The sequence below is a fragment of the Cellulomonas sp. NTE-D12 genome, from assembly GCF_027923705.1.
Classification (GTDB): Bacteria; Actinomycetota; Actinomycetes; order Actinomycetales; family Cellulomonadaceae; genus Cellulomonas.
In genome coordinates, this window is record NZ_AP026442.1 from 3,210,757 (window position 1) to 3,236,996 (window position 26,240).

At 75.0% G+C, this 26,240-nt stretch carries 21 protein-coding genes; 3 read left to right on the top strand and 18 right to left on the bottom strand.

Annotated elements, in window-relative coordinates; all coding sequences use genetic code 11:
• Window positions 1-13: 13 nt before the first annotated feature.
• Together QMF98_RS14875 and QMF98_RS14880 are read left to right on the top strand one after the other, a co-directional pair.
• Window positions 14-2,446, top strand: a complete 2,433-nt coding sequence (locus QMF98_RS14875) for a beta-xylosidase/alpha-l-arabinosidase (RefSeq protein ID WP_337973704.1) — start codon at window positions 14-16, stop codon at window positions 2,444-2,446.
• Window positions 2,447-2,454: 8 nt separating this feature from the next.
• Window positions 2,455-4,011, top strand: a complete 1,557-nt coding sequence (locus QMF98_RS14880; protein ID WP_337973705.1) for a glycoside hydrolase family 43 protein — start codon at window positions 2,455-2,457, stop codon at window positions 4,009-4,011.
• Window positions 4,012-4,228: 217 nt separating this feature from the next.
• Here the strand turns inward: QMF98_RS14880 and QMF98_RS17045 are convergent, their stop codons facing one another.
• The 16 genes from QMF98_RS17045 to dacB form a co-directional block, all read right to left on the bottom strand.
• Complete coding sequence (locus QMF98_RS17045) at window positions 4,229-4,504, bottom strand: DivIVA domain-containing protein (RefSeq protein ID WP_490715622.1); 276 nt, start codon at window positions 4,502-4,504, stop codon at window positions 4,229-4,231.
• 132 nt (window positions 4,505-4,636) lie between these two features.
• On the bottom strand, window positions 4,637-5,542 hold the full coding sequence (gene nadC, locus QMF98_RS14890; protein ID WP_490715671.1) for a carboxylating nicotinate-nucleotide diphosphorylase: 906 nt from the start codon (window positions 5,540-5,542) through the stop codon (window positions 4,637-4,639).
• Between the two features lie 59 nt (window positions 5,543-5,601).
• The gene (locus QMF98_RS14895; RefSeq protein WP_337973706.1) at window positions 5,602-7,341 is read right to left on the bottom strand and encodes an L-aspartate oxidase; all 1,740 of its coding nucleotides are present in this window, start codon (window positions 7,339-7,341) and stop codon (window positions 5,602-5,604) included.
• Between the two features lie 4 nt (window positions 7,342-7,345).
• Window positions 7,346-8,251, bottom strand: a complete 906-nt coding sequence (panC, locus tag QMF98_RS14900; protein ID WP_337973707.1) for a pantoate--beta-alanine ligase — start codon at window positions 8,249-8,251, stop codon at window positions 7,346-7,348.
• Window positions 8,251-9,231, bottom strand: coding sequence for a Rossmann-like and DUF2520 domain-containing protein (locus QMF98_RS14905; protein ID WP_337973708.1), 981 nt, complete (start codon window positions 9,229-9,231; stop codon window positions 8,251-8,253). The genes panC and QMF98_RS14905 overlap by 1 nt, the downstream gene beginning before the upstream one ends.
• Window positions 9,232-9,241: 10 nt before the next feature.
• A complete protein-coding gene (locus QMF98_RS14910) occupies window positions 9,242-10,846 on the bottom strand; it encodes a PH domain-containing protein (protein WP_337973709.1) in 1,605 nt (534 codons plus the stop codon).
• Window positions 10,843-11,352 carry a PH domain-containing protein gene (locus tag QMF98_RS14915; protein ID WP_337973710.1) on the bottom strand — a complete coding sequence of 170 codons (510 nt, stop codon included), beginning with the start codon at window positions 11,350-11,352 and terminating at the stop codon, window positions 10,843-10,845. Before QMF98_RS14915 ends, QMF98_RS14910 begins: the two co-directional genes overlap by 4 nt.
• 100 nt (window positions 11,353-11,452) lie before the next feature.
• Window positions 11,453-11,944 carry a DUF3180 domain-containing protein gene (locus QMF98_RS14920; RefSeq protein ID WP_337973711.1) on the bottom strand — a complete coding sequence of 164 codons (492 nt, stop codon included), beginning with the start codon at window positions 11,942-11,944 and terminating at the stop codon, window positions 11,453-11,455.
• Window positions 11,944-13,563 carry a 2-amino-4-hydroxy-6-hydroxymethyldihydropteridine diphosphokinase gene (gene folK / locus QMF98_RS14925; RefSeq protein WP_337973712.1) on the bottom strand — a complete coding sequence of 540 codons (1,620 nt, stop codon included), beginning with the start codon at window positions 13,561-13,563 and terminating at the stop codon, window positions 11,944-11,946. Before folK ends, QMF98_RS14920 begins: the two co-directional genes overlap by 1 nt.
• Complete coding sequence (gene folP / locus QMF98_RS14930; RefSeq protein ID WP_337975652.1) at window positions 13,560-14,420, bottom strand: dihydropteroate synthase; 861 nt, start codon at window positions 14,418-14,420, stop codon at window positions 13,560-13,562. Before folP ends, folK begins: the two co-directional genes overlap by 4 nt.
• Window positions 14,421-14,520: 100 nt before the next feature.
• Entirely contained in the window at window positions 14,521-15,195 is a 675-nt protein-coding gene (gene folE / locus QMF98_RS14935) for a GTP cyclohydrolase I FolE (protein WP_337973713.1), read from the bottom strand.
• Between the two features lies 1 nt (window position 15,196).
• Window positions 15,197-17,260, bottom strand: coding sequence for an ATP-dependent zinc metalloprotease FtsH (gene ftsH / locus QMF98_RS14940; RefSeq protein ID WP_337973714.1), 2,064 nt, complete (start codon window positions 17,258-17,260; stop codon window positions 15,197-15,199).
• A gap of 142 nt (window positions 17,261-17,402) precedes the next feature.
• The gene (gene hpt / locus QMF98_RS14945; protein WP_337973715.1) at window positions 17,403-17,957 is read right to left on the bottom strand and encodes a hypoxanthine phosphoribosyltransferase; all 555 of its coding nucleotides are present in this window, start codon (window positions 17,955-17,957) and stop codon (window positions 17,403-17,405) included.
• 5 nt (window positions 17,958-17,962) lie between these two features.
• On the bottom strand, window positions 17,963-19,006 hold the full coding sequence (gene tilS, locus QMF98_RS14950) for a tRNA lysidine(34) synthetase TilS (RefSeq protein ID WP_337973716.1): 1,044 nt from the start codon (window positions 19,004-19,006) through the stop codon (window positions 17,963-17,965).
• 4 nt (window positions 19,007-19,010) lie between these two features.
• Complete coding sequence (locus tag QMF98_RS14955) at window positions 19,011-20,072, bottom strand: zinc-dependent metalloprotease (protein ID WP_337973717.1); 1,062 nt, start codon at window positions 20,070-20,072, stop codon at window positions 19,011-19,013.
• 46 nt (window positions 20,073-20,118) lie between these two features.
• A complete protein-coding gene (gene dacB, locus QMF98_RS14960; RefSeq protein ID WP_337973718.1) occupies window positions 20,119-21,543 on the bottom strand; it encodes a D-alanyl-D-alanine carboxypeptidase/D-alanyl-D-alanine endopeptidase in 1,425 nt (474 codons plus the stop codon).
• 208 nt (window positions 21,544-21,751) lie between these two features.
• On the opposite strand from dacB, the gene QMF98_RS14965 reads away from it, so the two are divergent.
• A complete protein-coding gene (locus QMF98_RS14965; protein WP_263732407.1) occupies window positions 21,752-22,249 on the top strand; it encodes an inorganic diphosphatase in 498 nt (165 codons plus the stop codon).
• A gap of 92 nt (window positions 22,250-22,341) precedes the next feature.
• Here QMF98_RS14965 and QMF98_RS14970 read toward each other — a convergent pair whose 3' ends face one another.
• Window positions 22,342-23,793, bottom strand: coding sequence for a C40 family peptidase (locus QMF98_RS14970; protein ID WP_337973719.1), 1,452 nt, complete (start codon window positions 23,791-23,793; stop codon window positions 22,342-22,344).
• 126 nt (window positions 23,794-23,919) lie between these two features.
• Window positions 23,920-26,214, bottom strand: coding sequence for a putative bifunctional diguanylate cyclase/phosphodiesterase (locus tag QMF98_RS14975; RefSeq protein WP_337973720.1), 2,295 nt, complete (start codon window positions 26,212-26,214; stop codon window positions 23,920-23,922).
• Window positions 26,215-26,240: the final 26 nt, after the last annotated feature.

Here is a 26,240-nt window from a genome sequence, read left to right on the forward strand (position 1 = left end):
AGAAGTTGTGCCCGTGTCCGAGGACGTCCCCGCCGTGCCGGAGGTCTCGCAGCGCGTCCGCGCCCTGCACGCCCGCATGACGCTCGAGGAGAAGCTGGCCCAGCTGGTGGGCTACTGGCTGGACCAGAACGGCACCGTGGCGCCGATGCAGTCGGAGATGGCCTCGGGCCAGAAGGACTCCGGCCGGCTGAGCGAGATCACGGAGCACGGTCTGGGCCACTACACCCGGGTGTACGGCACCCGGCCGGTGGACCCCGCCGAGCGGGCCGCCTGGCTGTGGGCCGAGCAGCGCCGGCTCAAGCGGGAGACCCGGCTAGGCATCCCGGCGCTGGTGCACGAGGAGTGCCTCACCGGCCTGGCGGCCTGGCAGGCGGCGACCTACCCGACGCCGCTGGCGTGGGGGGCGTCGTTCGACCCCGAGCTGGTGCAGGAGGCCGGCCGGGCGATCGGCGACTCGATGCACCAGCTGGGCATCCACCAGGGGCTGGCACCGGTCCTCGACGTGATCCGCGACCCGCGCTGGGGGCGGGTCGACGAGTGCATCGGCGAGGACCCGTATCTGGTGGGGACCGTCGGCACGTCGTACGTGCGCGGTCTGCAGGACGCGGGCGTGCACGCGACGCTCAAGCACTTCGTCGGCTACTCCGCGTCGAAGGCGGGCCGCAACCACGCGCCGGTCAGCGCCGGGCCGCGCGAGCTGGCGGACGTGTTCCTGCCGCCGTTCGAGATGGCGGTGCGCGACGGCGGCGTCCGGTCGGTGATGAACTCCTACACCGACGTGGACGGCGTGCCGATGGCGGCTAACGCCGACCTGCTGACCACGCTGCTGCGCGACGAGTGGGGGTTCGACGGCGTCGTCGTCGCCGACTACTTCGCGGTGGCGTTCCTCGAGGTGATGCACAAGGTGGCGGCCGACCGCGGCGAGGCCGCGGCTCTGGCGCTGCAGGCCGGCATCGACATCGAGCTGCCGACGGGCGACGCCTACCTGGCGCCGCTGGCGGAGCGCGTGCGGTCCGGGCAGCTCGACGAGGCGTGGGTGGAACGGGCGGTGCTGCGGGCGCTGCGCCAGAAGGAGCAGCTGGGGCTGCTCGACGAGGACGCGTTCGAGGACGAGCCGCCGACGGACATCGACCTCGACTCGCCCCGGCACCAGGCGCTGGCGCGCCGGCTGGCCGAGGAGTCGGTGGTGCTGCTGGCCAACGACGGGGTGCTGCCGCTGAACCGGTGGACCACGACGCCGAGGCGGGTGGCCGTCGTCGGCCCCAACGCGCACCGGTCCGAGGCGCTGATGGGCTGCTACTCCTTCGCCAACCACGTGCTGGCGCACCACCCGGAGCTGCCGCTGGGGTTCTCGATCCCGACGGTGCTCGAGGGGCTCGGGTCCGCGTTCTCGCGGGCCGGCCTGGCGGGCTCCGAGCTGGTGTACGCCCGGGGCTGCGACCCCGAGGGGGACGACACGTCCGGCTTCGCGCCGGCGGTGGAGGCCGTGGCCGGGTCGGACGTGGCGGTCGTCGTCGTCGGCGACCAGGCGGGGCTGTTCGGGCGCGGGACGGTCGGCGAGGGCAACGACGCCGAGTCCCTGGAGCTGCCCGGCGTGCAGCGGCAGCTGGTCGAGGCGCTGGTCGCCACGGGCACCCCCGTGGTCCTGGTGATGCTGACCGGTCGGCCGTACGCGGTGGACTGGGCGTTCGACGGCGGTCCGGACGGCGGTGCGGTGCCGGCGGCCGTGCTGCAGGCGTTCTTCCCCGGTGAGGGCGGCGGCCTGGCGATCGCCGACGTGGTGACCGGCCTGGTCAACCCGTCGGGACGGCTGCCCGTCTCGCTCCCCCGGTCCACCGGTGCGCAGCCGTACTCCTACCTGCACCCGGTGCTCGGCGGGCCGTCCGACGTCACGTCGGCCGACTCGACGCCGCTGCGGCCGTTCGGCTTCGGGCTGTCGTACACGGACTTCGCGTACGACGACCTCGTCGTGGAGCCGTCCGTCGAGGCGGGCGGCACGTTCACCGCCGCCGTCACGGTGCGCAACACCGGCACCGTGGCGGGCAGCCACGTGGTGCAGCTGTTCGGGCACGACGTGCAGGCGACGATCACCCGCCCCGTGGTGCAGCTGCTGGGGTACACCCGCGTCGAGCTGGACCCCGGCGAGGCCGTCCGGGTCACCTTCCTGGTGCCGACCACGCGGTTCGCGTTCTCCGACCGGCGGCTGGTGCGCGTCGTCGAGCCCGGTGACGTCGAGGTGTGGGTCGGTGCCCACGCCGCTGCCTCCGGTGCCGGCGCGCGGACCGACGAGGCGACCGGCGGCGTGATCGCCAACGAGAAGGCGGTCGCACGCCGCACCCTGCCGGGCACCGCCACCGACCGTGCCGTCCTGGCGGTCACGGGCGACGTGCACCGGGTGAGCGGGGCCGACTCGCGCTGGGTCGAGGTCAAGCTGGCCGGGGCCTGAGCCGGCGCATGAGCACCGTGCACAACCCGCTGCTGCCGGGCTGCCACCCGGACCCGAGCATCTGCCGCGTCGGCGACGACTACTACCTGGTCACGTCCACGTTCGAGTACTGGCCCGGCCTGCCGGTGTTCCACAGCCGTGACCTGGTGTCGTGGGAGCAGATCAGCCACGTCGTCGACCGGCCCGGACAGCTGGACTACGACGGCATCGCGTCGTCCGGCGGCCTGTACGCACCGACGCTGCGCCATCACGACGGGCTGTTCTGGCTCGTCTGCACCCTCGTGGACCAGAAGGACACCACCCGTGGTGGCAACTTCCTGGTGACCGCCACCGACCCGGCCGGGCCGTGGTCCGACCCGGTGTGGCTGGACGCCGACGGCATCGACCCGTCGGTCTTCTTCGACGACGACGGGCGCGCGTGGCTGCACGGCACCCGGCTGGCGCGCGAGCCGCAGTGGCACGACCAGACGGAGGTCTGGGTCCGCGAGCTGGACCTGGCCACCCGGACGCTGGTCGGCCCGGAGACCGTGATCTGGAACGGCGCCCTCAAGGACGTCGTCTGGGCCGAGGGACCGCACCTGTACAAGGTCGACGGCACCTACTACCTGCTCGCCGCGGAGGCCGGGACGGAGTTCCACCACGCGGTGTCCGTCGCACGCGCCGACGCGGTGACCGGTCCGTACGTCGGCAACAAGGGCAACCCGGTGCTCACCCACCGGCACCTGGGCCACGGCTCCGCCGTGGTCGGCGTCGGGCACGCCGACCTGGTCCAGGCGGCCGACGGCAGCTGGTGGGCGGTGCTGCTCGGCATGCGGACGTACGGCGGCTACCACTACCCGCTGGGCCGCGAGACGTTCCTGGTGCCGGTGACGTGGGAGGACGGCTGGCCCGTCTTCGCACCGGGGCTCGGTCGGGTGCCCGACGAGGTCGACGTGCCGTTCGCCCTCGGGGGGCCGCTGGGTTCCTCGCAGGGTCGGACCTCGGGCGTGGTGCGTCCCGGCGACCTGCGCTGGACGTCCCTGCGCCGGCCGGCGGCGGACTTCGCCGTGCCGAACGAGGACGGCTGGGACCTCACGATGCGGCCGACGACGCTGGCCGACCCGTTCACCCCGGCCTTCCTCGGTGTTCGGCAGCAGCACGTGGACGTGGACGTCCGTGCGGTGCTCGACACCCCCGCCGTGCTCGGCGAGGAGGTGGGCGTGGCGATCCGGCAGTCGGAGGCCGACCACGTCCGGTTCTTCTTCACCGGCTCCACGCACGGCCGCAGCGCGGTCGCCGTGCACCGCCAGGGCGGGGTCGACACGACACTCGGCTCGGCGTCCATCGCCGGCAACGGTGCCGTGACGCTCACGGTGGAGGCGCGGGGCCCGGGGTACCGGCTGCTCGTCGCCACCGACGACGAGGTGCTGGTCCAGGTCGCCACGGCCGACGCGCGCACGCTGGACAGCGTCGCAACGGGCGGGTTCCTCGGCCTGTGGATCGGCGTCTACGCCACCAGCAACGCCCGCCCGACCAGGACGGTGGCCCACGTCCGGCGCTTCTCGTACGACCCCGTCACCGCCTGACGGCCCGCTCGGCGCCAACGCTTCACCTCTCGAGAGGTCTCTCCGGCCTCCACCGACGGCGGTACGCGCGCGCCGTTCCGCGTGCCGCGGGGAGCCGGTGTCCTTCTTTCGCGCTGTACGCCCGGTGTACGTACACCAGGCGTACAGCGCAGGAGGATGCCGACTCCCGCCGCGGCCACGTCCACGGCGGCCGTGGCGCAACGGGGAGCCCGCGGCGTCAGCGCAGGGCGGCGACCACGCGGTCGAGCAGGTCGTCGACCGCGTCCTGGTCGTAGCCCTCACGGAGCTTCGTCGCGGCGAATCGGAGGGCGGTCACGTCGTCGGCCGTCAGCTCGGGGCGCAGGCCGTGGGTCCGCGCGTCGATTGCCCGGACGCACCTGTCGATAGCGGCGTCGACCTGGTCGACGGCGTAGCCCTGCCGCCACCGGACCAGCGGGAGGGTCGTGGAGCGCAGCTCCGCGGCGGAGATGGGGCGGGCGACATCGGCCGGCATGGGGCGATCGTGGCACCGGCCATCGCGTCGCGGAGGGGGTTCGGCGGGTGGACCGTCACGGTCCGCGACGCGGAGCCGTCCGTGACGAGCCGATCCACGGAGCGCCCACGCTCGACGATCCCGCCGGTGCGGTCAGGCGGGGGCGTCGAGGTCCAGGGCCAGGTCGAGGATCGGGGACGAGTGGGTGAGGGCCCCGACGGACAGGTAGTCGACCCCGGTGCGGGCCACGGCGGCCGCCGTGTCGAGGGTGAGGTTGCCGGTGGCCTCGAGCTCGACCCGGCCGGTCTGCGGCTCGCGGGTACGGACTGCGGCGACCACCTCGGTCAGCAGCGGGACCGGCATGTTGTCGAGCAGCAGGAAGTCGGCGCCGGCGTCCAGCGCCTCCATCGCCTGGTCCAGGGTGTCCGCCTCGACCTGGATCGCCACGTCCGGGAACCGCTGACGGACCGCGCGCACCGCCGCGGCCACCCCGCCGGCGGCCACCACGTGGTTGTCCTTGACCATCGCGACGTCGTACAGGCCCATGCGCTTGTTGGTGCCGCCGCCGCACCGGACGGCGTACTTCTCGAGCGCGCGCAGGCCGGGGGTCGTCTTGCGGGTGTCCAGGACGCGGGCGCCCGTGCCGGCGAGCACGTCGGCGAAGCGACGGGTGTGCGTCGCGACGCCGGAGGCGCGGGAGACGAGGTTGAGCAGGGTGCGCTCGGCGACCAGGAGCACCTGCACCGGACCCGTCAGCTCGGCGACGACGGCGCCGCGGTGCAGCGCGGAACCGTCCCGCAGGTGCACGGTCACGGTCGGGGTCGGCAGGGCGAGCCGGTCGGCCACCTGCGCGAGCACGACGGGGACGACGACGACGCCGGCCAGCACGCCGTCGGCCCGGGCCATCAGCCGGGCGGTGCCCACCTCGTCGGGCGGCACCGTCGCCTGCGTGGTCACGTCCCGGCCGGGGGCGACGCCGAGGTCCTCGTCGAGCGCGGCCGCGACCAGGCGCTCCACGGCCGAGCCGTCGGGGCCCGGATCACCGGGGAGGACGCCGATCGGCGTGCCTGCCGCAGCAGCGGGTGTGCCGGCCACGGCGGTGCGCACGTCGGGCGCCGTCACGGGAGGGCCACCGGGGTGACCGTCAGCATGCCGTCCGCGTCGAGCTCCAGCTCCTGACGCAGTCGCCAGGCCTCGTCGGGCACCGGGAAGTCGGTCCGCACGTGGCCCCCGCGCGTCTCCTCGCGCAGCAGCGCCGCGGCGGTGATCGCCGTCGCCACCTGGTGCACGTTGGTCGTCTCCCACTCGGCCGGCTGCGGCTCGGCCACCGCCCGCCCGTCCTCGGGCGGCACGTACGCGTCGGTGCCCACCTGACCCAGCCGGTCGAGCGCCCGGCGCAGGCCCTCGGCGTCGCGCAGCACGCCCGAGCCGTCCGTCGCCACCCGCTGCACGCGTGCGCGGGCGGCGGCCGCGACCAGCGCGGGCTCACCCCGGCGCTGCACCGGCGGCACGACGGTCAGCGTGCCGGACGAGATCGCCTCGGCCACGTGGTTCGCGGCCCGGTGCGCGAACACCAGCCCCTCGAGCAGGGAGTTCGACGCCAGCCGGTTGGCGCCGTGCACGCCCGTGCACGCCGCCTCCCCCACGGCGTACAGGCCCGGCACGGCGGTGCGCCCGTCGAGGTCGGTCACCACGCCGCCGGAGAAGTAGTGCTGCGCAGGGGCCACCGGCACCAGGTCGGTGGTCCAGTCGACGCCGTGGTCGGCCAGTCGCTCGGTGATCGTCGGGAACCGGTGCCGCAGGAAGTCCGCGCCGAGGTGGCGCGCGTCGAGCCACACGTGGTCGGTGCCGGTCGCGGCCATCCGCCGGACGATCGCGTGCGCGACGACGTCCCGGGGTGCCAGCTCGGCGAGCGGGTGCACCTGCGGCATGAACCGCACGCCGTCGGTGTCCAGCAGGCGCGCGCCCTCGCCGCGCACCGCCTCGGACACCAGCGTGAGCTGTCCCTTCACCGCGGAGCCGAGCCACAGCACCGTGGGGTGGAACTGCACGAACTCGACGTCACCGAGCCGGGCACCGGCGCGCAGCGCGGCCGCGATCCCGTCCCCGGTGGCCTGCACCGGGTTGGTGGACGAGCGGTACACCTGCCCGATCCCGCCCGTCGCGAGGATCACCGCCGGTGCGAGCACCGCGCCGACGCCGTCCCGGCTGCCCTCGCCGATCACGTGCACGGTGACACCGGCGACCGGCCCAGGCCGTCCGTCGTCCCCCGGCGCGCCGGTCAGCACGTCCACGACCAGGGCGTGCTCCAGCACCTCGATGCCCGGGTCGTCCCGCACCGCCTCGATCTGCGCGACCAGCGCCCGGCTGACCTCGGCACCGGTCGCGTCGCCACCGGCGTGGGCGATCCGGTCGGCCAGGTGGCCGCCCTCGCGGCCCAGCGAGATGCTGCCGTCGGGCGCCCGGTCGAACACCGCCCCGCGTGCGGCCAGCTCGCGCACCCGCGCCGGGCCCTCGGTGACCAGCACCCGCACCGCTCGCTCGTCGCACAGCCCGGCGCCGGCCACCAGCGTGTCCGCCAGGTGCGCCTCCGGGGAGTCGGTCGGCGCCAGCGCCGCGGCGATGCCGCCCTGCGCCCAGACGGTGGAGCCCGAGGCGAGCACGTCCTTGGTCACCAGCACCACGCGCGGCACCCGGGTGCGCAGCTCCAGCGCGGCGGTCAGGCCGGCGATGCCCGAGCCGACGACGACGGCGTCGGCGTGGGTGGTCCAGCCAGGCTCCGGTGCCGCCAGGTGCGTCGCGACGTGCACACCGGTGCGGGTGGGCGCCGTGCGGGCGCCCGTCTCGGCGAGGGTCATCAGGTCAGCGTCCGATCAGCTCGACGTCGGTGTTGTCGATCAGCCGGGTACCGCCCACCCGGGCGGCCACGGCCAGCACTGCGGTGCCGACGGCGCTGTCGGGGACCTCGGTGAAGGTGTCGGGATCGAGCAGGGCGACGTAGTCGACGGCGTCCACCTGCTCGTCGAGCTGCTCGTCGAGGACTGCCCGGACGACGGCACGCACCTGGTCGGGGGCGCCACCGGCGGCCGCGCGCTCCCGACCGGCGGCCAGCGACCGGGACAGGGCCAGCGCCCGCTGCCGGTCCTCCGGGCCGAGGTACGCGTTGCGGCTCGAGAGCGCCAGGCCGTCGTCGTCCCGGACGATCGGCACGCCGCGCACGTCGACCGGCACGTCCAGGTCGCGCACCATCGCCCGGACCGCGGCCAGCTGCTGGGCGTCCTTGCGGCCGAACAGCGCGACGTCCGGCCTGGTCAGGTGCATCAGCTTGAGCACGACGGTCAGCACACCGTCGAAGTGCCCTGGCCTGACAGCACCCTCGAGCACCGTGCCGATCGGCCCTGCGGACACGCGCACCGAGGGCTCGCCGTCGGGGTACATCACCTGCGGCGTCGGGGCGAACACCACGTCGCCCGCTCCGAGCAGGCCGGGTCCGGACAGCAGCGCGAGGTCGCCGTCCAGGTCGCGGGGGTAGCGCTCGAGGTCCTCGCCCGGGCCGAACTGCAGCGGGTTGACGAAGATGGTGACGACGACGCGGGAGGCGAGCTCCTTGGCGGCGCGCACCAGCGACAGGTGCCCGGCGTGCAGCGCGCCCATCGTCATCACGACGGCCCGGCCGTACGGCGCCGCGACCCGGTCGGGTGCCGACGCGTCGAGCGCCGCCCACAGCTGCGCGACGTCGTGGACCAGCACCGGCGCGCTGTCCGTCATCAGTCCTCCTGCGGGCCGCCGTCGCCGGTCTGGGACCGGCCGTCCGGGGCGCCCGCCAGCACGTCCAGCAGCCGCTGGGCCGCCGCGGCATCCACCAGGCCGGCAGCCAGCGACCGCGCCGTGGCGGCGCGCGCGAGAGCACGGTACCCCCCGACCACGTCGACGGCCCCGGTGCGTCCGCCGAGGGCGGTCAGCTGCGCGAGGTGCTGCTCGACGGTGCCGGCATCACCGCGCCGCACGGGTCCGGTCAGCGCGGTGATCGCCCCGGCGCCGCCTGCCGACTCGGCCCGCAGGGCGGTGTCGAGCGCCGCCTCCAGCAGCGGGCGCAGCATCCGGCCAGGATCGTCCACACCGGCCGCCGCGAGCGCCTGCGCAGCCTGCGCCACGAGCACCACCAGGTGGTTCGCCCCGTGCGCCAGGGCCGCGTGGTACAGCGGACGGGCGCCCTCGGCGAGCACGACGGGCTCGCCGCCCACCTCGACGACGAGCGCCTGACCGATCGGCAGCACGGGCGCGGGTGCCGTCACGGCGAACGGGCAGCCCTCCAGCCGCGCGAGGTCCAACGAGGTGCCGGTGAACGTCATCGCCGGGTGCAGCGCGAGCGGGATCACCCCCGCGGTGCGCGCCGGCGTCAGCACGTCGGTGCCGAACCGGCCGCTGGTGTGCACCACCAGCTGTCCCGCCTGCCAGGCGCCGACCTCAGCCAGCCCGGCGACGAGTGGTGCCAGCGCATCGTCCGGCACCGCCAGCAGCACCAGCTCGGCACGCCGCACCACCTCGGGCACGTCGACCACCGGGACGCCGGGCAGCAGCGCGTCGGCACGGTCACGCGACTCCTGCGAGACGGCGCTCACCGCCACCACGGGGTGTCCGGCGGCCCGCAGGGCGCTGCCCAGCACCGCACCGACGCGGCCGGCGCCGACCACCCCGACCCCGAGCCGACCGGGGCGGGCGGCGGGGTCCACGGGCTGGGCGCTCATACGGTGCGGCTCACGACGTGCCCCGGCGCATCCACTGCTCCGGCCCGGCCGCCTGGCGAGCCTGCCGGGCGCGCGCCGCCTGCTCGTCCAGCAGCGCGGCCGCCGCCTGCTCGGTCAGGTGCTCCGCACGCGGCGACACCGGCCCGGGCGTGGAGTGCACCACGAAGGTCGCGACGCCGAGCGCCCGCTGGATCGGCCCCTGCCGCACGGCCAGCGACTGGGTGCGCTCGTGCGGCACAACCTCGACCGACCTCCACCACCGGCCAGACCGCACCAGCAGCGCCCGGTCGGTCACCAGCACGCCCCGCCGCCGCCAGCCGATCGGGTCCACCCAACGGGCGGCCCGCGGCGACGGCGTGAACCCGCCGTCGTCGCCCCTGCCGGTGAACGCGGCGTCGAGCACCGCCTGCGGGTCCGCGACGCCGAGGTCCGGCAGCACCAGCCACAGGGCCGTCATCGCCTCCTGACGCGTGGCGACGGGGTGCAGCACCGCCTCGTTCTCGCGCTCCTTGGCCTCCGTGCCGTAGCCGGCGACGTTGATCTGCACCCGCCACCAGTCGCGAGACCGCCACAGGAGCGGCTGGTGCAGCCGGACGGCCTGCACCCGGCCCGGCGGGACCGTCTGCGTGCGCGTCTCGGTGAGCCCGTGCCGCAGCCGGATGCCGTCCGGCGAGATGGCGGCGCGGAACGTGGCGGCGCCGTTCAGCCGGGACCACACCCAGCTGACGGCGCCGAGCAGGGCGGGCAGCACACCGAACGCGGCGTCGATGCTGTCGCTCACGACGATGGTGACGGTGATGGCGACCACGCCGAGCACCAGCCAGACGGTGCCGCCGGACAGCAGGATCGAGCCGAGCAGCCGCGGCATCGGCAGCTCGTACACCTGCTGCTCCGGTGCGGGCGCGAACGCCGGGGCGGGTGCGGCGGCTCCTCGAGGCGGCACGGCCGGAAGGCCCGGCGACGCGGACAGCGGGGAACCCGGCACCGCGCCGTCCGGGTCGGACGGGGCAGCCTCGGGCAGCCGGTCGACGACGGGGCCACCTGGTTGCGTGGGCGCGGTCGCCGGCGCCGACGGCCGACGCAGGCCGGCCGCGAGCGCCAGCAGCTCGGCGCGCAGCGCATCGGCCTCGTCCTCCCGCAGGAACGACAGCGACACCGCGGACCCGTGCCCGCCGGCCACCTCCAGCCGCAGCTCCGACAGGCCGACCAGCCGGGCCAGCAGCGGCTGCACCACGTCCACCGCCTGCAGCCGGTCCAGCCGGGCCTGCCGCTGCTGCCGGAACACGATGCCCTGCCGCAGGTGCACCGCCTCGTCCGTGACGGCGAACCGCATCGCACGCCACGCGAACGCCGAGTACACCAACGTCACCACGGTGACCAGCACCAGCACGCCGACCAGCGCCAGCCAGGTGCGCCCACCGAGCACGTGCGCGAGGTTGCGGACGTTGTCACCGGCCTGCGCCGCGAAGATCGCGAGCACGGCGACCAGTGCCTTCCAACCGCGCAGCAGCGGGGTGATCGGGTGCACCCGACGCCAGGCGTAGGCGTCCTCGCCGACCGCCTCTGCCGTGACGGGGGCCGGACCCGCGACCGAGGGCGTCTCGGCGGCGCTCACAGGCCCGCCAGCCGGGCCTCGCCGCGCGAGGCGAGGCGGTCACGCAGCCGTGCGGCCTCCTCGGGCGGCAGGCCGTGGATCGAGGCGTCGGTGTTGGGTGCTGCGGTGTGCAGCTGGACGGCCGCGATGCCGAAGCTGCGGTCCACCGGTCCGGCGTTCACGTCGACGTACTGCATGCGGCCGTAGGGCACCACGACCAGGGTCTTGAACATGATGCCGCGGCGGATCAGCAGGTCCTCCGCCCGCTCGGCGTAGCCGACGGCGCGCACCTGCCGCGGCACCAGCCATCCGAGCCACACGCCGACCGCCAGCACCGCGGCAGGCGCGATCCACGCCGCGGGCGCACCGGCGAGGACCGCCAGCACGACGCCCGCGACGAGGAGCGGGACGAGGACGATCGCCGCGACCGTCAGCCGCGCAGCGGCCAGCCGTGGGGAGACGGGTGTCCAGACGATGTCCGCCGGCTGGAACAGGGCGTCGGTCGAGACAGGGCCGGAGCTGGTCATGAGGCCATCCAAGCATCGGCCGCAACGGCTGCGGCCGGGACCTGCGCCGGTCCGGGTGCCGTCGAGGCCTGCGCCCCGATGCCGAGGCGGCGCCCCGACGTCAGCTCGGCGACGGGTCCGGCTCCGCACCGCCGGACTCCTGGCGCTGCTCGTCCTGCGGTGGCGGGATGCGGCAGAACCACTCCACCACCAGGCCGACCACCGCCATCACCAGCGCGCCGCCCGCGGCGACGCCGGCCGCAGCCGCCCGGGGGCCGCTCCCGGGCAGGTCCCGGGAGAGCAGCAGCGCCACCAGCTGACCGCCGTACCAGCCCACCAGCAGGGCGCCGGTGTAGCACGCCGCCTTGGCCAGCACCGCGGTCCGTGCCGCCCGGATCGGGTCGAGGTCCGGCCGGTGCCCGCGCAGGAACTGCCGCACCGCCCAGCCCATCGAGAACACCACCGCGGAGATCAGCAGCTCCACCACGGCCACCAGCCACGGCACCGTCGGCATGCCGGGTCCGCGACGGGACAGCTCCGTGGTGATCAGCGCGGCCAGCACCCCGACGACGAGCGCGACGAGCAGGAGGCTCTGCCAGCGGGTGCGCCGCATCACGGACCCCACGGCCAGGCGGGTCCCGCGTCGTCGTCGGCCCGGTCCTCGTGGGGTGCCGCCGCAGGGGCCGGCGCCACGGCGGGCCCGTGCGTCGAGGGTCCCTGCGCCGCGGGGCCGTGCCCCGAGACGTCCAGCGACCCGGTGTGCTGCACCGGCGCCGTCAGCCAGTCCAGGGCCATCCACCGCACGCCGTCACGGTCCGGTGCGGTGTCCGCCAGCTGGGCGACCGGGCCGCCGCCGAGCCCCGGCAGCACCGCGGCCGGGTCCACCTGCGCCCACGGCTGCAGCACGAAGGCGCGCTGGTGGGCACGCGGGTGCGGCAGCTCGAGGTCGTCCGTGACGGCCAGCACCGAGCCGTACACCACGATGTCGAGGTCCAGCGTGCGGGGTCCCCACCGCTCCAGCCGCACCCGGCCGTGCCGGTCCTCCAGCAGCTGCAGGGCGTGCAGCAGCTCCCGCGGCGCGAGCGTCGTGCGGGCCAGCACCACCGCGTCGAGGTAGTCCGGCTGCTCCGGACCGCCGACGGGTGCCGTCCGGGCGAGCGGCGAGACCTTGACCACCTCGAGGCCGGGCAGCTGGCCCAGCTCCGCGACCACCTCGCGCAGCGTCTCCTGGGACGGGCCGAGGTTCGAGCCCAGGGCCAGCACCACGTCGACCGGGGCCGCCGGGCGCTGGTCCAGAGTGTCGCCGGGCGCGGGGGCCGCGGGCACGGGTGCGGCCGGCGGCTCCGGTGCGGCCGGCTCGGGTGCGGCCAGCTCGGGTGCGTCGGCTGGCGTGCGAGGCAGGACCGTCGTCTCGGAGACGTCGTCCGGCACCGCCATCACGGGCTCCCACGACGGCACGGCGATCGCGTCGGACGGCTCGGTGGGGGCCGCGGCCAGCTCCGCCGAGCCCATCCCCGGCACGGCCACGGCCGGCATGGCGGCCCCGGGCACCGCAGCACCCGGCGCGGTGGTACCGGGCAGCATCGCGGCCGCGAGGGCGGCTGCCTCGGGACCGACGATGTCGGCGAACGTCGGGATCTCGAGCGGTGAGCTCGGTGCGTGCGGGGCGCGCGCCGAGGACGGTGCGGGCAGCGGGACGCCGGCCGGTGTCTCGGCGAGCGGCAGGGGCGCCGTGCGCGGGTGGGCGTGGGCGGCGGCACGGGTCGCGGCGCTGGCGGTGGGCGGCTCGACCGTCCCCTGCTGCGCGCGGTACGGCTCCGCGGCGGGCAGCTTGCGCCGGTCCCGGTGGATCTCGACGACGACGTCGCCGAAGGGCACGGTGATCGGCGCCTGCGGCTTGTGCACCGCCACGTCGACGGCCAGCACGCCCGGGTGGGCCAGCACGGTGGCGGCGATCCGCTCGGCGACCGTCTCGATCAGGTCGGCCGGCTCGCCGGCGAGCACCGCGTGCACCTCCTGTGCCAGACGGCCGTAGTCGACGGAGTACGTCAGGTCGTCCCGCGCCGCGGCGCGGCGCGTGTCCAGGTGCACGACGACGTCGCCGAGGAACTGCTGACCGTCACGCCGCTCCTCGGGCAGCAGCCCGTGCCGGCCGGTGGCCGTGATCCCGGTCAACCGGATCCGGTCCAGCTCGCGCCCGGCGTCGTCCACCACCGGCTGCTCACCGCTCACCGCGGGCCTCCTACCGTCTCGTCGTGCACGTCATCGTGCCCGATCCCGTCCTTGCCGCCGCCCCGGGCCGCGCGCCACGCCGCGGCGACCCGCACCGCATCGGCCGAGCCCCGGGCCTCGTGCACCCGGACGGCCCACACCCCGGCCGCCGCCGCGAGCGCACTGATCGCCGCCGTCGCCCCGTCGCGTTCCGCGGGCGGCACCGGCTCGCCGTCCGGGCCCGCCAGCAGGTGGCCGAGGAACCGTTTGCGGCTGGCGCCCACCAGCACCGGGAAACCCTCGGCCTGCAGCACGTCGAGGTGCGCCAGCAGCGGCCAGTTGCTCGCACCGGCCTTGGCGAAGCCGAGGCCCGGGTCCAGCACCACCTGCTCGTCCCGCACACCGGCGGCGCGCAGCTCGGCCAGCCGGGTGCGCAGCTCGGCCAGCACGTCGGCCACCACGTCGTCGTACCGGTCGTGGGCGTCCATCACGTCGGCGTGCCCCCGCCAGTGCATCGCCACGTACGCGACGCCGGACCGGGCCACCAGCGCCGCCATCTCGGGGTCGGCCAGCCCGCCGGACACGTCGTTGACCAGCAGCGCGCCGGCGTCCACCGCCTGCTCCGCCACCACCGCCCGCGTGGTGTCCACGCTGACCGTCGCACCGTGCGCCACCAGCTCGCGCACCACGGGCAGCACCCGGGACAGCTCCTCGTCCACCGGCACCCGCGGCGCGTTGGGGCGGGTGGACTCGCCACCGACGTCCAGCAGGTCGGCACCGTCGGCCAGCAGCTGCAGGCCGTGCGCCACCGCCGACGACGTGGTGAACCACCGGCCGCCGTCGCTGAACGAGTCCGGCGTGACGTTGACGACGCCCATCACCAGCGTCCGGTCACCGTCACCCAGGTGCGCGAGGGACGCCGGACCGCTGCGCGCGCCGGTGCTCACGGGCGTCACCCTACGCAGGCCGGTGCACGGGTCAGCGACCCAGCACCAGGGCCATCGCCTCGGCCCGGGTGGCGGCGTCACGCATCTGACCGCGCACCGCGGAGGTGACCGTGCGAGCACCGGGCTTGCGGACCCCGCGCATCGACATGCACAGGTGCTCGCACTCGAGCACCACCATCACGCCACCGGGGTTCAGCACCTCGACCAGGGCGTCCGCGATCTGCGACGTCAGCCGCTCCTGCACCTGCGGGCGGCGGGCGTAGACCTCCACCACCCGGGCCAGCTTGGACAGGCCGGTGATGCGACCGTCCGTGCCGGGGATGTAACCCACGTGGGCGACGCCGTGGAACGGGACCAGGTGGTGCTCGCACGTGGAGTACACGGCGATGTCACGCACCATCACCATCTCCTGGTGACCGGCGTCGAACGTGGTGGTCAGCACGTCGCGCGGGTCCTGGAACAGGCCGGCGAACGTCTCGCGGTAGGCGCGGGCCACCCGCGCGGGCGTGTCCAGCAGCCCCTCGCGGTCCGGGTCCTCGCCGACGGCGATCAGCAGCTCGCGGACGGCGGCCTCCGCACGGGCGGCGTCGAACGGCCGCACCGCGCGGCCGCCGTCCACCAGCGGACCGATCACCGAGCGCTGCTCGGGCGTCTCGTCGTCGGCCAGGTCGTCCTCGACCGGTGCACCCACGGCGCGGTCGCCCATGTCAGAGGCGCCCGGTCGTGTCGGTGGGACCGGGGGTGTCCGGCGTCCGGTTCGGCGGCACCTCGACCACCTCGACCGGCGGGTGCTCGTGGGTCGCGGCGGCGGCCTCGTCCTGCGGCACCACGTCGTGACCGTTCAGCGCGGCCCTCTCCGCCGCCGTCATCACGGGTCCGCGCTCGGACACCGCACGCTCCTCGCTGGACAGCCACACCTCGCGCGGCTCGCGCTTGACGACGTCGTGGAACACCTCGCGCAGCTGCTCGGCGTTCAGCGTCTCCTTCTCCAGGAGCTCGAGCACCAGGCGGTCCAGGACGTCGCGGTACTCGACCAGGATCTCCCACGCCTCGTCGTGCGCCTTCTCCATCAGCGCGCGGACCTCGACGTCGATCCGGCTGGCGACCGACTCGGAGTAGTCCCGCTGGTGGCCGACGTCGCGGCCGAGGAACACCTCGGACGACTCCTGGCCCAGCTTCACCGAGCCGAGCGAGGCGCTCATGCCGTACTGCGTGACCATCTTGCGGGCCACCTCGGTGGCCTTCTCGATGTCGTTGCTCGCACCCGTGGTCGGGTCGTGGAACACCAGCTCCTCCGCGACGCGGCCGCCCATGGCGTAGGCGAGCTGGTCGAGCAGCTCGTTGCGGGTGGTGGAGTACTTGTCCTCCGTCGGCATCACCATCGTGTAGCCGAGGGCGCGGCCGCGGGGCAGGATCGTCACCTTGGTCACCGGGTCGGTGTACCGCAGCGCCGCCGCCACCAGGGCGTGGCCGCCCTCGTGGTACGCGGTGATCTTCTGCTCCTTGACGTTCATCACGCGCGTGCGCTTCTGGGGGCCGGCGACGACGCGGTCGATCGCCTCGTCCAGCTCGCGGTCGCCGATGATCTTGGCGCTGGAGCGGGCGGTCAGCAGGGCTGCCTCGTTCAGCACGTTGGCCAGGTCCGCACCGGTGAAGCCGGGGGTACGGCGGGCCACCGCGGTCAGGTCGACCGCCGGCGCCATCGGCTTGCCCTTGGCGTGCACCTGCAGGATGTGCTCGCGGCCCTTGAGGTCCGGCGGCTCCACCGACACCTGGCGGTCGAAGCGGCCGGGGCGCAGCAGCGCCGGGTCGAGGATGTCCGGTCGGTTGGTCGCCGCGATCATGATGACGTTGGCGTTGACGTCGAACCCGTCCATCTCGACGAGCATCTGGTTCAGCGTCTGCTCGCGCTCGTCGTGGCCGCCGCCCAGGCCGGCACCGCGGTGCCGGCCGACCGCGTCGATTTCGTCGACGAAGATGATCGCCGGCGCGTTCTGCTTCGCCTGGTCGAACAGGTCGCGCACGCGGCTGGCGCCGACGCCGACGAACATCTCGACGAAGTCCGAGCCGGAGATCGAGTAGAAGGGCACGCCCGCCTCACCGGCGACCGCGCGAGCCAGCAGCGTCTTGCCGGTTCCGGGCGGGCCGTACAGCAGCACGCCCTTGGGGATCTTGGCGCCGACCGCCTGGAACTTGGCCGGCTCGGAGAGGAACTCCTTGATCTCCTCGAGCTCCTCGACCGCCTCGTCCACGCCCGCCACGTCGGCGAACGTCACCTGCGGCGACTCCTTGTTCACCAGCTTGGCGCGCGACTTGCCGAAGCTCATCACCCGGTTGCCGCCGCCCTGCATGTTCGACATGAGGAACCAGAAGGCGCCGAGGATCAGCACGAACGGCAGCACGAGGGACAGCAGGCTGCTCCACCACGACGACACGGCAGGCCCGTCGGACGTGTAGCCCTTGGGCAGGTTGGCGCTCTGCACGGCGTCCACGACGGTCGGGCCCTGCGGTGCGACGTAGAAGAACTGCACCTGCTTGCCGAAGTCGTGGTTGTTCTTGTTGAAGTCCTGCGTCAGGGTCATGTCGACGCGCTGGGCGGTGTCGACGATGCGCACCTGGTCCACCGTGCCGCCCTTGAGCAGCGCCAGGCCGTCCGAGGTGTCGATCCGCTGGACGGTCGGGACGCGCAGGGCGCTGAACGCGAAGACGATCAGCAGCAGGGCGATGACGACCCACACGACGGGTCCGCGGGCGAGGCGCTTGAGATTCATGGGCGATCGGGGCCGGGCCCCTCATCCTCCGGGTCGCAGGGCTGCTGGCCTCGACGGTACATGGTGAATCTGACGGTCCAGCAGCCGGGTCCGCCCTGTTCGCGCAGGGCTCAGCGCCCTCAGCGTCGTCTCAGCCGGCGTCTCAGCCGGCGTAGACGTGCGGCGCCAGGGTGCCGACGAAGGGGAGGTTGCGGTACCTCTCGGCGTAGTCCAGGCCGTAGCCGACGACGAACTCCGTGGGGATGTCGAAGCCGACGTACTTGACGGGGACGTCGACCTTCAGCGCCTCCGGCTTGCGGAGCATGGTGGCGATCTCGACACTGACCGGTCCGCGCGAGCGCAGGTTGCTCAGAAGCCAGGACAGGGTCAGGCCGGAGTCGATGATGTCCTCGACGATCAGCACGTGGCGGCCGGTCAGGTCCGCGTCGAGGTCCTTGAGGATGCGGACGACGCCGGAGGACTTGGTGCCCGAGCCGTACGACGAGACCGCCATCCAGTCCATCTGCACGGGCAGGTGCAGGCGGCGCACCAGGTCCGCCATCACCATCACGGCGCCCTTGAGCACCCCGACCAGCAGCAGGTCCTTGCCGGCGTAGTCGGCGTCGATCTGCGCCGCGAGCTCGTCCAGCCGGCCGTGCAGCTGCTCCTGCGTGAGGAGCACCCGCTCCAGGTCGGCTCCCATGTCGGCAGCGTCCACCGCGGCTACTCCTGTCGTGAAGGGGAGGGGGATTCGGTGAGGACGAGCCTGCCACACTCCCGGACGCCGACCATCCCGCCTGGCAGGTGCACGGGCCCCTGCCCGTGCCAGTCGACGAGCAGCGCGTCGAGCGCCAGGACGTGGCGGCGCGTGACGGAGCCGGGCGGGCACCCGGTGCGCAGCGCCGCCGCGTGCAGCGCGGCCCGCCGGACGCCTGGGACGGCCGCCGCGAGGGTGTCGGCGTCCCAGCCGACCGTCGGCACCCCGCGGGACGCCGCCTCGGCGAGCAGCCGGTCGGCGAGCTCGTCGACGGCGTCCGCCTGCTCGCGCAGCTGCTCGGCGGTCCGCGCGAGGGCCGGCACCACCCCGGGGCCGAGCACCCGGACCGCCGCCGGCAGCAGCTGGTGCCGCACACGGCTGCGGCGCGGACCGTCCGGCGCGTCGGCGTTGGTCGGGTCCTGCCACGGCACCAGCCGCTGGGCGGTGCACGCCGCGGCGGTGTCGGTGCGGCGCAGCTGCAGCAGGGGGCGCCGGAACGGGCCGCGGCGCGTCGGCATGCCCGCGAGCGAGCGGGCCCCGGACCCCCGTGCGAGCCCCAGCAGCACCGTCTCGGCCTGGTCGTCGAGGGTGTGGCCCAGCAGCACCGCGGCGGCGCCGGTGCTCCGCGCCACCTCCTCGAGGGCCGCGTAGCGGGCGTCCCGCGCGGCGGCCTCGGGCCCGCCGGAGCCGTCGACGGTGACCGGGACCACCAGCACGGGATCCAGCCCCAGCCGGCGGCACTGCTCCGCGGCGCGCGCCGCCACCGCGGCCGACCCGTCCTGCAGCCCGTGGTCCACCACCACCGCCCCGGCGCGCAGCGGGGGGACTCCCCCGGCCTCGTCCACGTGGCGTGCGGCACGTCCGACGACGAACGCCGTGCCGGCTGCCAGCGCGAGGGAGTCGGCACCGCCCGAGCACGCGACCAGCACCAGCGAGCCGGCCGGCAGGTCCGCCAGCTCGCGGCTGACCGCGAGCCGCACCGCCGCGACGGCGGCCGAGGGGCCGGTCACGCGCTCAGGGCCGGACGCGGGCGACCCACGCCGCGGGGTCGGCGATCTCGGCAGCCGTGGGGAGGGTGTCGGCGGACGTCCAGACGGCGTTGAAGCCCTCCGTGCCGACGCGGACCCGCACCCCGCGCACGAAGGCGGCGCCCTCGCGGTACTGCGCCAGCTTGAGGTCCATGCCGAGCAGCCGGCGGAGCAGCCGCTCGAGGCCACCGGCGGAGGCGCTCGCGTCCCGGCGGGCCTCGAACGCCGTCCGGATCCGGCCGACGGTCGGCACCACCGCCGGCCCGACCTCGTCCATGGTGACGTCGGCATGCCCCTCGAGCAGCGCCATCACGGCGCCCACCTCGTCGAACACCGCCCGCTGCGCCGGTGTGAGCAGGCCGAGCACCCCACCGCCCCGGCCGCCCGCGAGCGCCCGGCCGATCGCCTCGAGCAGCTCCTGCGCCTCCAGCCGACCTGTGCCGGGTGCCAGGTCGCCGAGCAGCTCCTGCGCCCGGCTCCGCAGGTGGTCCGCCAGCCACGGTGCCGCCGCGAACTGCAGGGCGTGCGTCAGCTCGTGCAGGCACACCCACAGCCGGAAGTCGGCGGGCTCCACGCCCATCGCCGTCTCCACCGCGAGCACGTTGGGCGCCACCAGCAGCAGCCGGCCCTCCGGCCCGGTGAACGGGTCGAACTGCCCCAGCACCTTGCCGGCCAGCAGCGCGAGCACGCCCCCGACCTGCGCCGCGGCGGCCTGCCGGGCGGCGGCCGGCACGACGACGGGGCTGCCGTCGGCGTGCCGGGACAGCGGGCCGAGCAGCGAGGCGAACACCTGGGTGTTGGCCAGGGCCCAGCGGGGACGGTCGACGACGAGCACCCGGGCGAGCTGCTCCGCCGGCCGGCCGTCCACCGGACGCATGCCGGTGGTGTCCAGCACCGGGGCGCCGGCGCGCGCCGCCGCATCGCGCAGCTCCGCGACCAGGGCGGTCAGCTCGGCGCGGTCGGCGGTCGGTCCCGGGGGCGCCAGGCGGCCCGCCACCCGGGCGGCGGCGCTCCAGTCGACCGGGCCCGCGGCGTCGTCGTCCACCATGACGCTCACGCTAACCCGGTGCGGCCCCGGGCCGGCCGGGACCGCGTCAGCGACAGCCGCACGCCGCGAGGCCGCTGACGAAGGTGTCGAGCGCCCGGCGCGGCGGGTCCTGCCCCACGGCACCGGTCTGGTCGGCCAGCACCGCGAACAGCAGCTGGCGCCCGTCGGCGGTGATCACCGTGCCGGCCAGCGACGTCACGTTCGGCAGGCTGCCCGTCTTGGCGCGCACCAGGCCGCGCGCGTCGCTCTGCGTGAACCGGTCGAACAGGGTGCCGGTCAGGCCGGCGATCGGCAGCTGCGTGGCGACCTCCGTCAGGGCCGGGTGCGATCCGTCGACCATCAGCTTGAGCAGCCGCACCAGGAGCGTCGGCGGCAGCGCGGAGCCCGACGCCAGGCCGGAGGCGTCCGTCAGGTGCGCGCCGTTGACGTCCACGCCCAGCGTCGAGACGGCGTGCAGCACCGCCTGGGTGCCGCCCTCGAAGCTGCCCGGCAGCGTCTGGTGCAGCGCGACCAGGCGCGACACCACCTCGGTGATCGTGTTGTCCGAGCTGTCCAGGAAGTAGCCGACCACCTGGTCCAGCCGTGCCGACCGGACCTCCCCCAGCACCCGGCCGTTGGCCGGCGCGGTGCCGCGGGACGGCGCCCCCTGCACCGTGATGCCCGCCTCCGTCAGCCGCTGGGCCAGGACGTTGGCGGCGTTCATCGTGGGGTCCGGGAAGCGGACCGAGTACTCGACCTCGGGGTGCACCCGTGCGTCGTGCACCGCGATCGGCGTCACCGGGGCGACGAACCCCTCGGACAGGTAGCTCGGGTCCCAGCCCGGCGATGTCGCCGGACCGCTGAACAGCGAGTCGTCCACCGACAGGTGGACCGCCGTCGTCCCGGTCAGCTTGAGTTCCCGCGCCACCTGCGCCGCCAGGTCGCCCAGGCCGGCGTGCCCGTCGACCGCGTTCGGGTCGCCCGCGCCCGGCGCGAGCAGCATGTCCCCGCCGCCGACCAGCACGATCGAGCCGCCGGCGCCGGCGACCACCCGGGTCGGCAGCGTCGACGCCGGGTCCAGGGTGCCGAGGGCGGCGGCAGCCGTGACCAGCTTGGCGGTGGACGCCGGCACGTGCGGGCTCGCCGAGTCGTGCTCCGCGACGACGTCGCCGCTCGCGGCGTCCGTGACCAGGACACCCACGCTCGGTCCCACCCGGGGGTCCGCGGCGAACGCGTTCACCGCGGCCTGCACGGCGGCGGTCGACGGCACGGGGGCCGCGGAGTCGAGGGCCCTGAGCGGGGCGAGCGACGCCGGGTTCGCCACCGGCAGGAGGGCACCGGGGGCGACGGGGAACGGCGAGGCGGTCGGCCCCGGCGGGGCCAGGGTCAGCACGCCCGGCACCACGTCGTACGCGTCGGCCGTCACGTACGCGGCTCCGGCGAGGACCACCACCAGGATGCTGGTGCCCACCACCCGAGCCGTCCTGGCCATGCTCTCCCGTTGCTCCCGTACGCCGCAGTCACGGCCGCTGCCACGGCAGCGGTCGCGGCCGCTGCCACGGCACCGCGCCTTCGGGCGGGCTGCCCACCGCCGGTGCGTCAGACTACTGTCCTAGAGCCGGGGCGCCACGGCGCCGCGCGACGACTTGTGCACCGACTACGAACCAGCGCCTGCCGCCGGGCGCGCGCGGAGGAGAGCTGTGGAGTTCGACGTCACGATCGAGATCCCCAAGGGACAGCGCAACAAGTACGAGGTCGACCACGCGACCGGCCGTATCCGCCTGGACCGCATGCTCTTCACCTCGACCCGGTACCCCGACGACTACGGCTTCATCGAGGGCACCCTCGGCGAGGACGGTGACCCGCTCGACGCCCTGGTGCTGCTCGAGGAGCCGACCTTCCCCGGCTGCCTGATCCGGTGCCGTGCGCTGGGCATGTTCCGCATGCGCGACGAGGCGGGCGGCGACGACAAGGTGCTGTGCGTGCCGATGGGCGACCAGCGCGCCGCCTGGCGGCAGGACATCGACGACGTGTCGGACTTCCACCGGCTGGAGATCCAGCACTTCTTCGAGGTCTACAAGGACCTGGAGCCCGGCAAGTCCGTGGAGGGCGCCCACTGGGTGGGCCGTGCCGACGCGGAGGCCGAGATCGAGCGGTCGCGCCAGCGGGCGATCGACGCGGGGTACTACGCGCACTGACGCACCCGCACGACGAGCGCTCGAAGGCCCGCACCACCGGACGGTGGGTGCGGGCCTTCGTCGTTCGTGCGCGCTGCCGCGCGGGCGGTGCGTCAGGGACGGCCGGCGAACGGCATGGTGCCCGACCAGCGGATCGAGGTGATCCGGATGGGCACGCCAGGCCTGGCGGCCTCCACCATCTGCCCGCCGCCGACGAACATGGCCACGTGGTAGATCTGGTCGGCGTCCGTGGTGTCGGACGACCAGAAGATCAGGTCACCGGGCCGCATGCTCGAGTAGCTGATCTTCAGGATCTGCTTGTACTGGTCGGCCGCGGTGCGGTTGATCCCGACGCCCGCCGCGGACCACGCCTTCATCGTCAGGCCTGAGCAGTCGAAGCCGTCGGGCCCGACACCGCCCCAGATGTACGGCAGCCCGACCTGGCCCTCGGCCCAGGACACGGCCGACTGACCCTGGCCGGCGGACCCGCGCGAGACGCCGGTGCCCAGGCCGTAGCGGTCGCTGGTCGGCGGGGCGGGCGGCGGGGTCACCGGGTTGGTGACCGGGGCCGTCACGGGGGGCGTCGTCACCGGTGGCGTGGTGACGGGAGGGGCGGTGGTGCCGCCCGACGTGCCGCCGCTGCCCGTGCCGCCCGCCGGCGGCGTGGTGGCCGGCGGGGTGGTGGTGCCGCCGCCCGACGGGGTGCTGGTGGGCGGCGTGGTCGTCGGCTGGGTCGACACCGGGGGCACGCGCGCGGCCTGGGCGGCGGCGTTCTCCCGCTGCTGACGAGCGGCGTCGATCGCGTCCTGGCGGGCGCGCTCCACGGTCGCCGACGTCTGCTGCGCGACGGCCAGGGCGTTGATCAGCTGGTCCCGCTCGGTCGACGCGGCGGCGATCTGCGCCTGCGCGTCGTCGGACGCCTTCTGCGCGGCGCCGAGCGCCTGCTGGGCGGTGTCCTTGGCGGCCGACGCCTCCGTTGCGGCCGCGGCGGCGTGGTCGCGCAGGGTGTCGGCGACGAGCGTCGCGGCGCGGAACCGCTGGACCGTCTCGTCGGCCTTGCCGGTCAGGTGCGTCAGCGTGCTGGTGCGCTGCGCGACGTCCTGGAAGCCGTCGGCGGACAGCACGGCCTCGAGCAGGTCCGCGCCACCGCCGGACCGTGCCATCTGCCGGGCGAGCGCGACGAGGTCCCGCCGGGCGGTCTCCGCGTCGGCGGCCGCCTGCGTGGAGCGCTGAGCGGCCTGGTCGGCGGCGGTCTGCGCGTTCTGCGCGTCGGACAGAGCCTGGGTGTACTTCTCGCCGGCCACCTGCACGGCGACGTCGGCCTGGTCGCCGACCACCGACAGCTCGGCCAGGCGCACCTCCATCTGCGCGACGGACCCCTTGGCCGCCTGCACCGCGGCCTGGGCGCTCTGCACGTCGGCGGCGGACGGGGGGGTCGGCGACGGCGACGGGTCGGCGAGCGCCCCGGACTGGTCGGCGAGGAGGAGCAGGGTCGCCAGCACGGCGGACGTCAGCGCGAGGCGGGATCGCCGGGCGGTTCGGTGGGGCCGCGGTGCGGGTGTCACGGGCTGTCTCGCCTCGATCTGGTGGCGGCCGTGCGGCCGCGCACCGGTGCTCATTCCGGGGGGTGCGTCACGCACGCTACCTGCGCAGATCCCAGAAGTGAACATCTGTCACACCGGCATCAGAAGTCACACGGGTGTGGTTCGGGACGGATCGGACACCGCGGGCTCCAGCTCGGTCCGGTAGCGCGCGCCCAGGCTGACGGCGACCTCGTCGGCCGGTGCCGGACGGGCGATGTGGAAGCCCTGCGCCAGGTCGCAGCCCATCGCCCGGAGCGCCACCATCTGGGCCGCCGTCTCCACCCCCTCGGCGACCACCTGGAGGCCCGCGCTGTGCGCGGCGTGCACGGCGAGGGCGACCAGCTCGCGGGAGCCGACGTCGTCCAGCGCGATCAGGCTGCGGTCGATCTTCAGCGCGGAGGCGGGCAGGTTCCGCAGCTGGCCGATCGACGTGTACCCGGTGCCGAAGTCGTCGATGTGGATGCCGACACCGAGCCGGCGCAGCGTGGTCAGCTGGGCCTGCATCACCGGCGAGCTCAGCGGGACGGTCTCCGTCACCTCCAGCACCAGCCGCTCGGGAGCGATCCCGGCCGCGACACACGCGCCGACCACGTCGTCGACGATCATCGCGGACATCAGGTGCCGCCCGGAGATGTTCACCGACATGTGCACGTGCGGGCGACCCTCGCGGTCCCACGCCGCGGCCTGAGCCGTGACCTCGTACAGCGCCCACCGCCCGATGTCGCAGATCAGCGAGCTCTTCTCGGCCAGCGGGATGAACTCGCTGGGCGGCAGCAGACCGTGGCCCGGTCGCTGCCACCGCGCCAGCGCCTCGTAGCCGACCACCGAGCCGCTGCTCAGCTCGAGCAGCGGCTGGTAGTGCATCACCAGCTCACCGGCGACCAGGGCGTGCCGGACGGCCGCCTCCGCGTCGGCGCGCTCGATCAGCTCCTTGCGCAGCTCCTCGCCGAACACCTGGACGCGCGCCCGGCCCTCGGCCTTCGCCTGGTACGCACCGGCGTCGGCCTCCCGCACCAGGTCGTCCGGGTCGACCATCCCCTCGCGCGAGAAGGCGACGCCGACGGAGGCGGACAGCCACAGCGCCTGCGGCTGACCCTCGAGCCGGAGCGGCCGCTCCACCGCCGCGACGATGCGGCTGGCCATGTCGACCAGGGGGCGCTGGGACGGCACCGCGCGCACCAGCACGACGATCTCGTCGCCGCCGATGCGGCCGACGACGTCCTCGGGTCGCACGACCTCGCGGATCCGGGCCACCACGGAGCGCAGCACCTCGTCGCCCACCACGTGGCCGAACGTGTCGTTCACCTGCTTGAAGTGGTCCAGGTCGACGTACAGCAGCCCGACGGGCGCACCGGGACGGACGCCGGCGAGCGCCTTCTCCACCTCGGCGAGCGTGCTCGCCCGGTTCATCGCCCCGGTCAGCGCGTCGTGCGTCGCCTCGTGCGCCAGCCGGTCCAGGACCACGCCGCGCTCGGCCGCCGCCGTCCTGGCGTCGACCAGCGCCAGCTGGAGCCGTGCGACGGCCAGGGTGGTCAGCACGGCGTAACCGGCGATGAGCGGCCAGGTGTCGTACTCCCGGCCCCTCAGGTGCTCCACGGTCTCGATGCCGGGGGCGACGAGCAGCGCGCCGAGCAGGCCCACCACCCGCCACGTCGACATAGTGGCCGGGCCCTCGGCCGGTTGGGACACCGCCCCGGCGGACCGGTGCAGCGAGGCCGCACCGGCCAGCGCGTAGGACGTGAGCCAGAGGGCGTCCAGCCAGCGGTCGGCGGCCGACGCCGCGGCGCCGAGCAGCGTGTAGGCCACGTCGGCCGTCATCAGCGTCGCCAACGAGCCGAACAGGAGCAGGTAGGCGAAGGGCCGGTGGCCGCCTGCGACGAACAGCCGCGACGCCACCGCGAGCAGCAGCAGGTCGGCGAGCGGGTACGCCAGGGAGAGCAGGGCGGGGAACGTCGAGCCCTGCGCGGCGAGGGTCGGCGCGCCGACGACCACCCACGCGATCAGGCCCAGACTGACCACCACCACGCCGGAGTCGATCCAGCCCGCGCGGTCCCAGCCGGTCCGGCGGCACCGCGCGAGCAGCAGCAGGGACACGGCCAGCACCGGGTACGCGGAGAGGTAGACCCCGTCGGCCGGGGACGGGAACGGGTCGACGTGCTGGACGTCCTGGTACCAGGCGTACATGCCGTCGCCGACGATCAGCAGCAGCTGGCCCAGCGCGAGGACGTACCAGGCACGGTGGCAGCGCGACTGCCGCAGGGTCGCACCCAGCACGACGGCCCCCACCGACACCAGGCCGATCGCCTGGTACAGCACGTCCCGGGCGAGCACGGACGGCACGAGGACCCAGGCCGTCGCCAACGTTGCGACGACCAGCAGGTAGCCCTTCCACCACCGGTCCACGTCCAGAAGATCGGCCTCACGGGCAA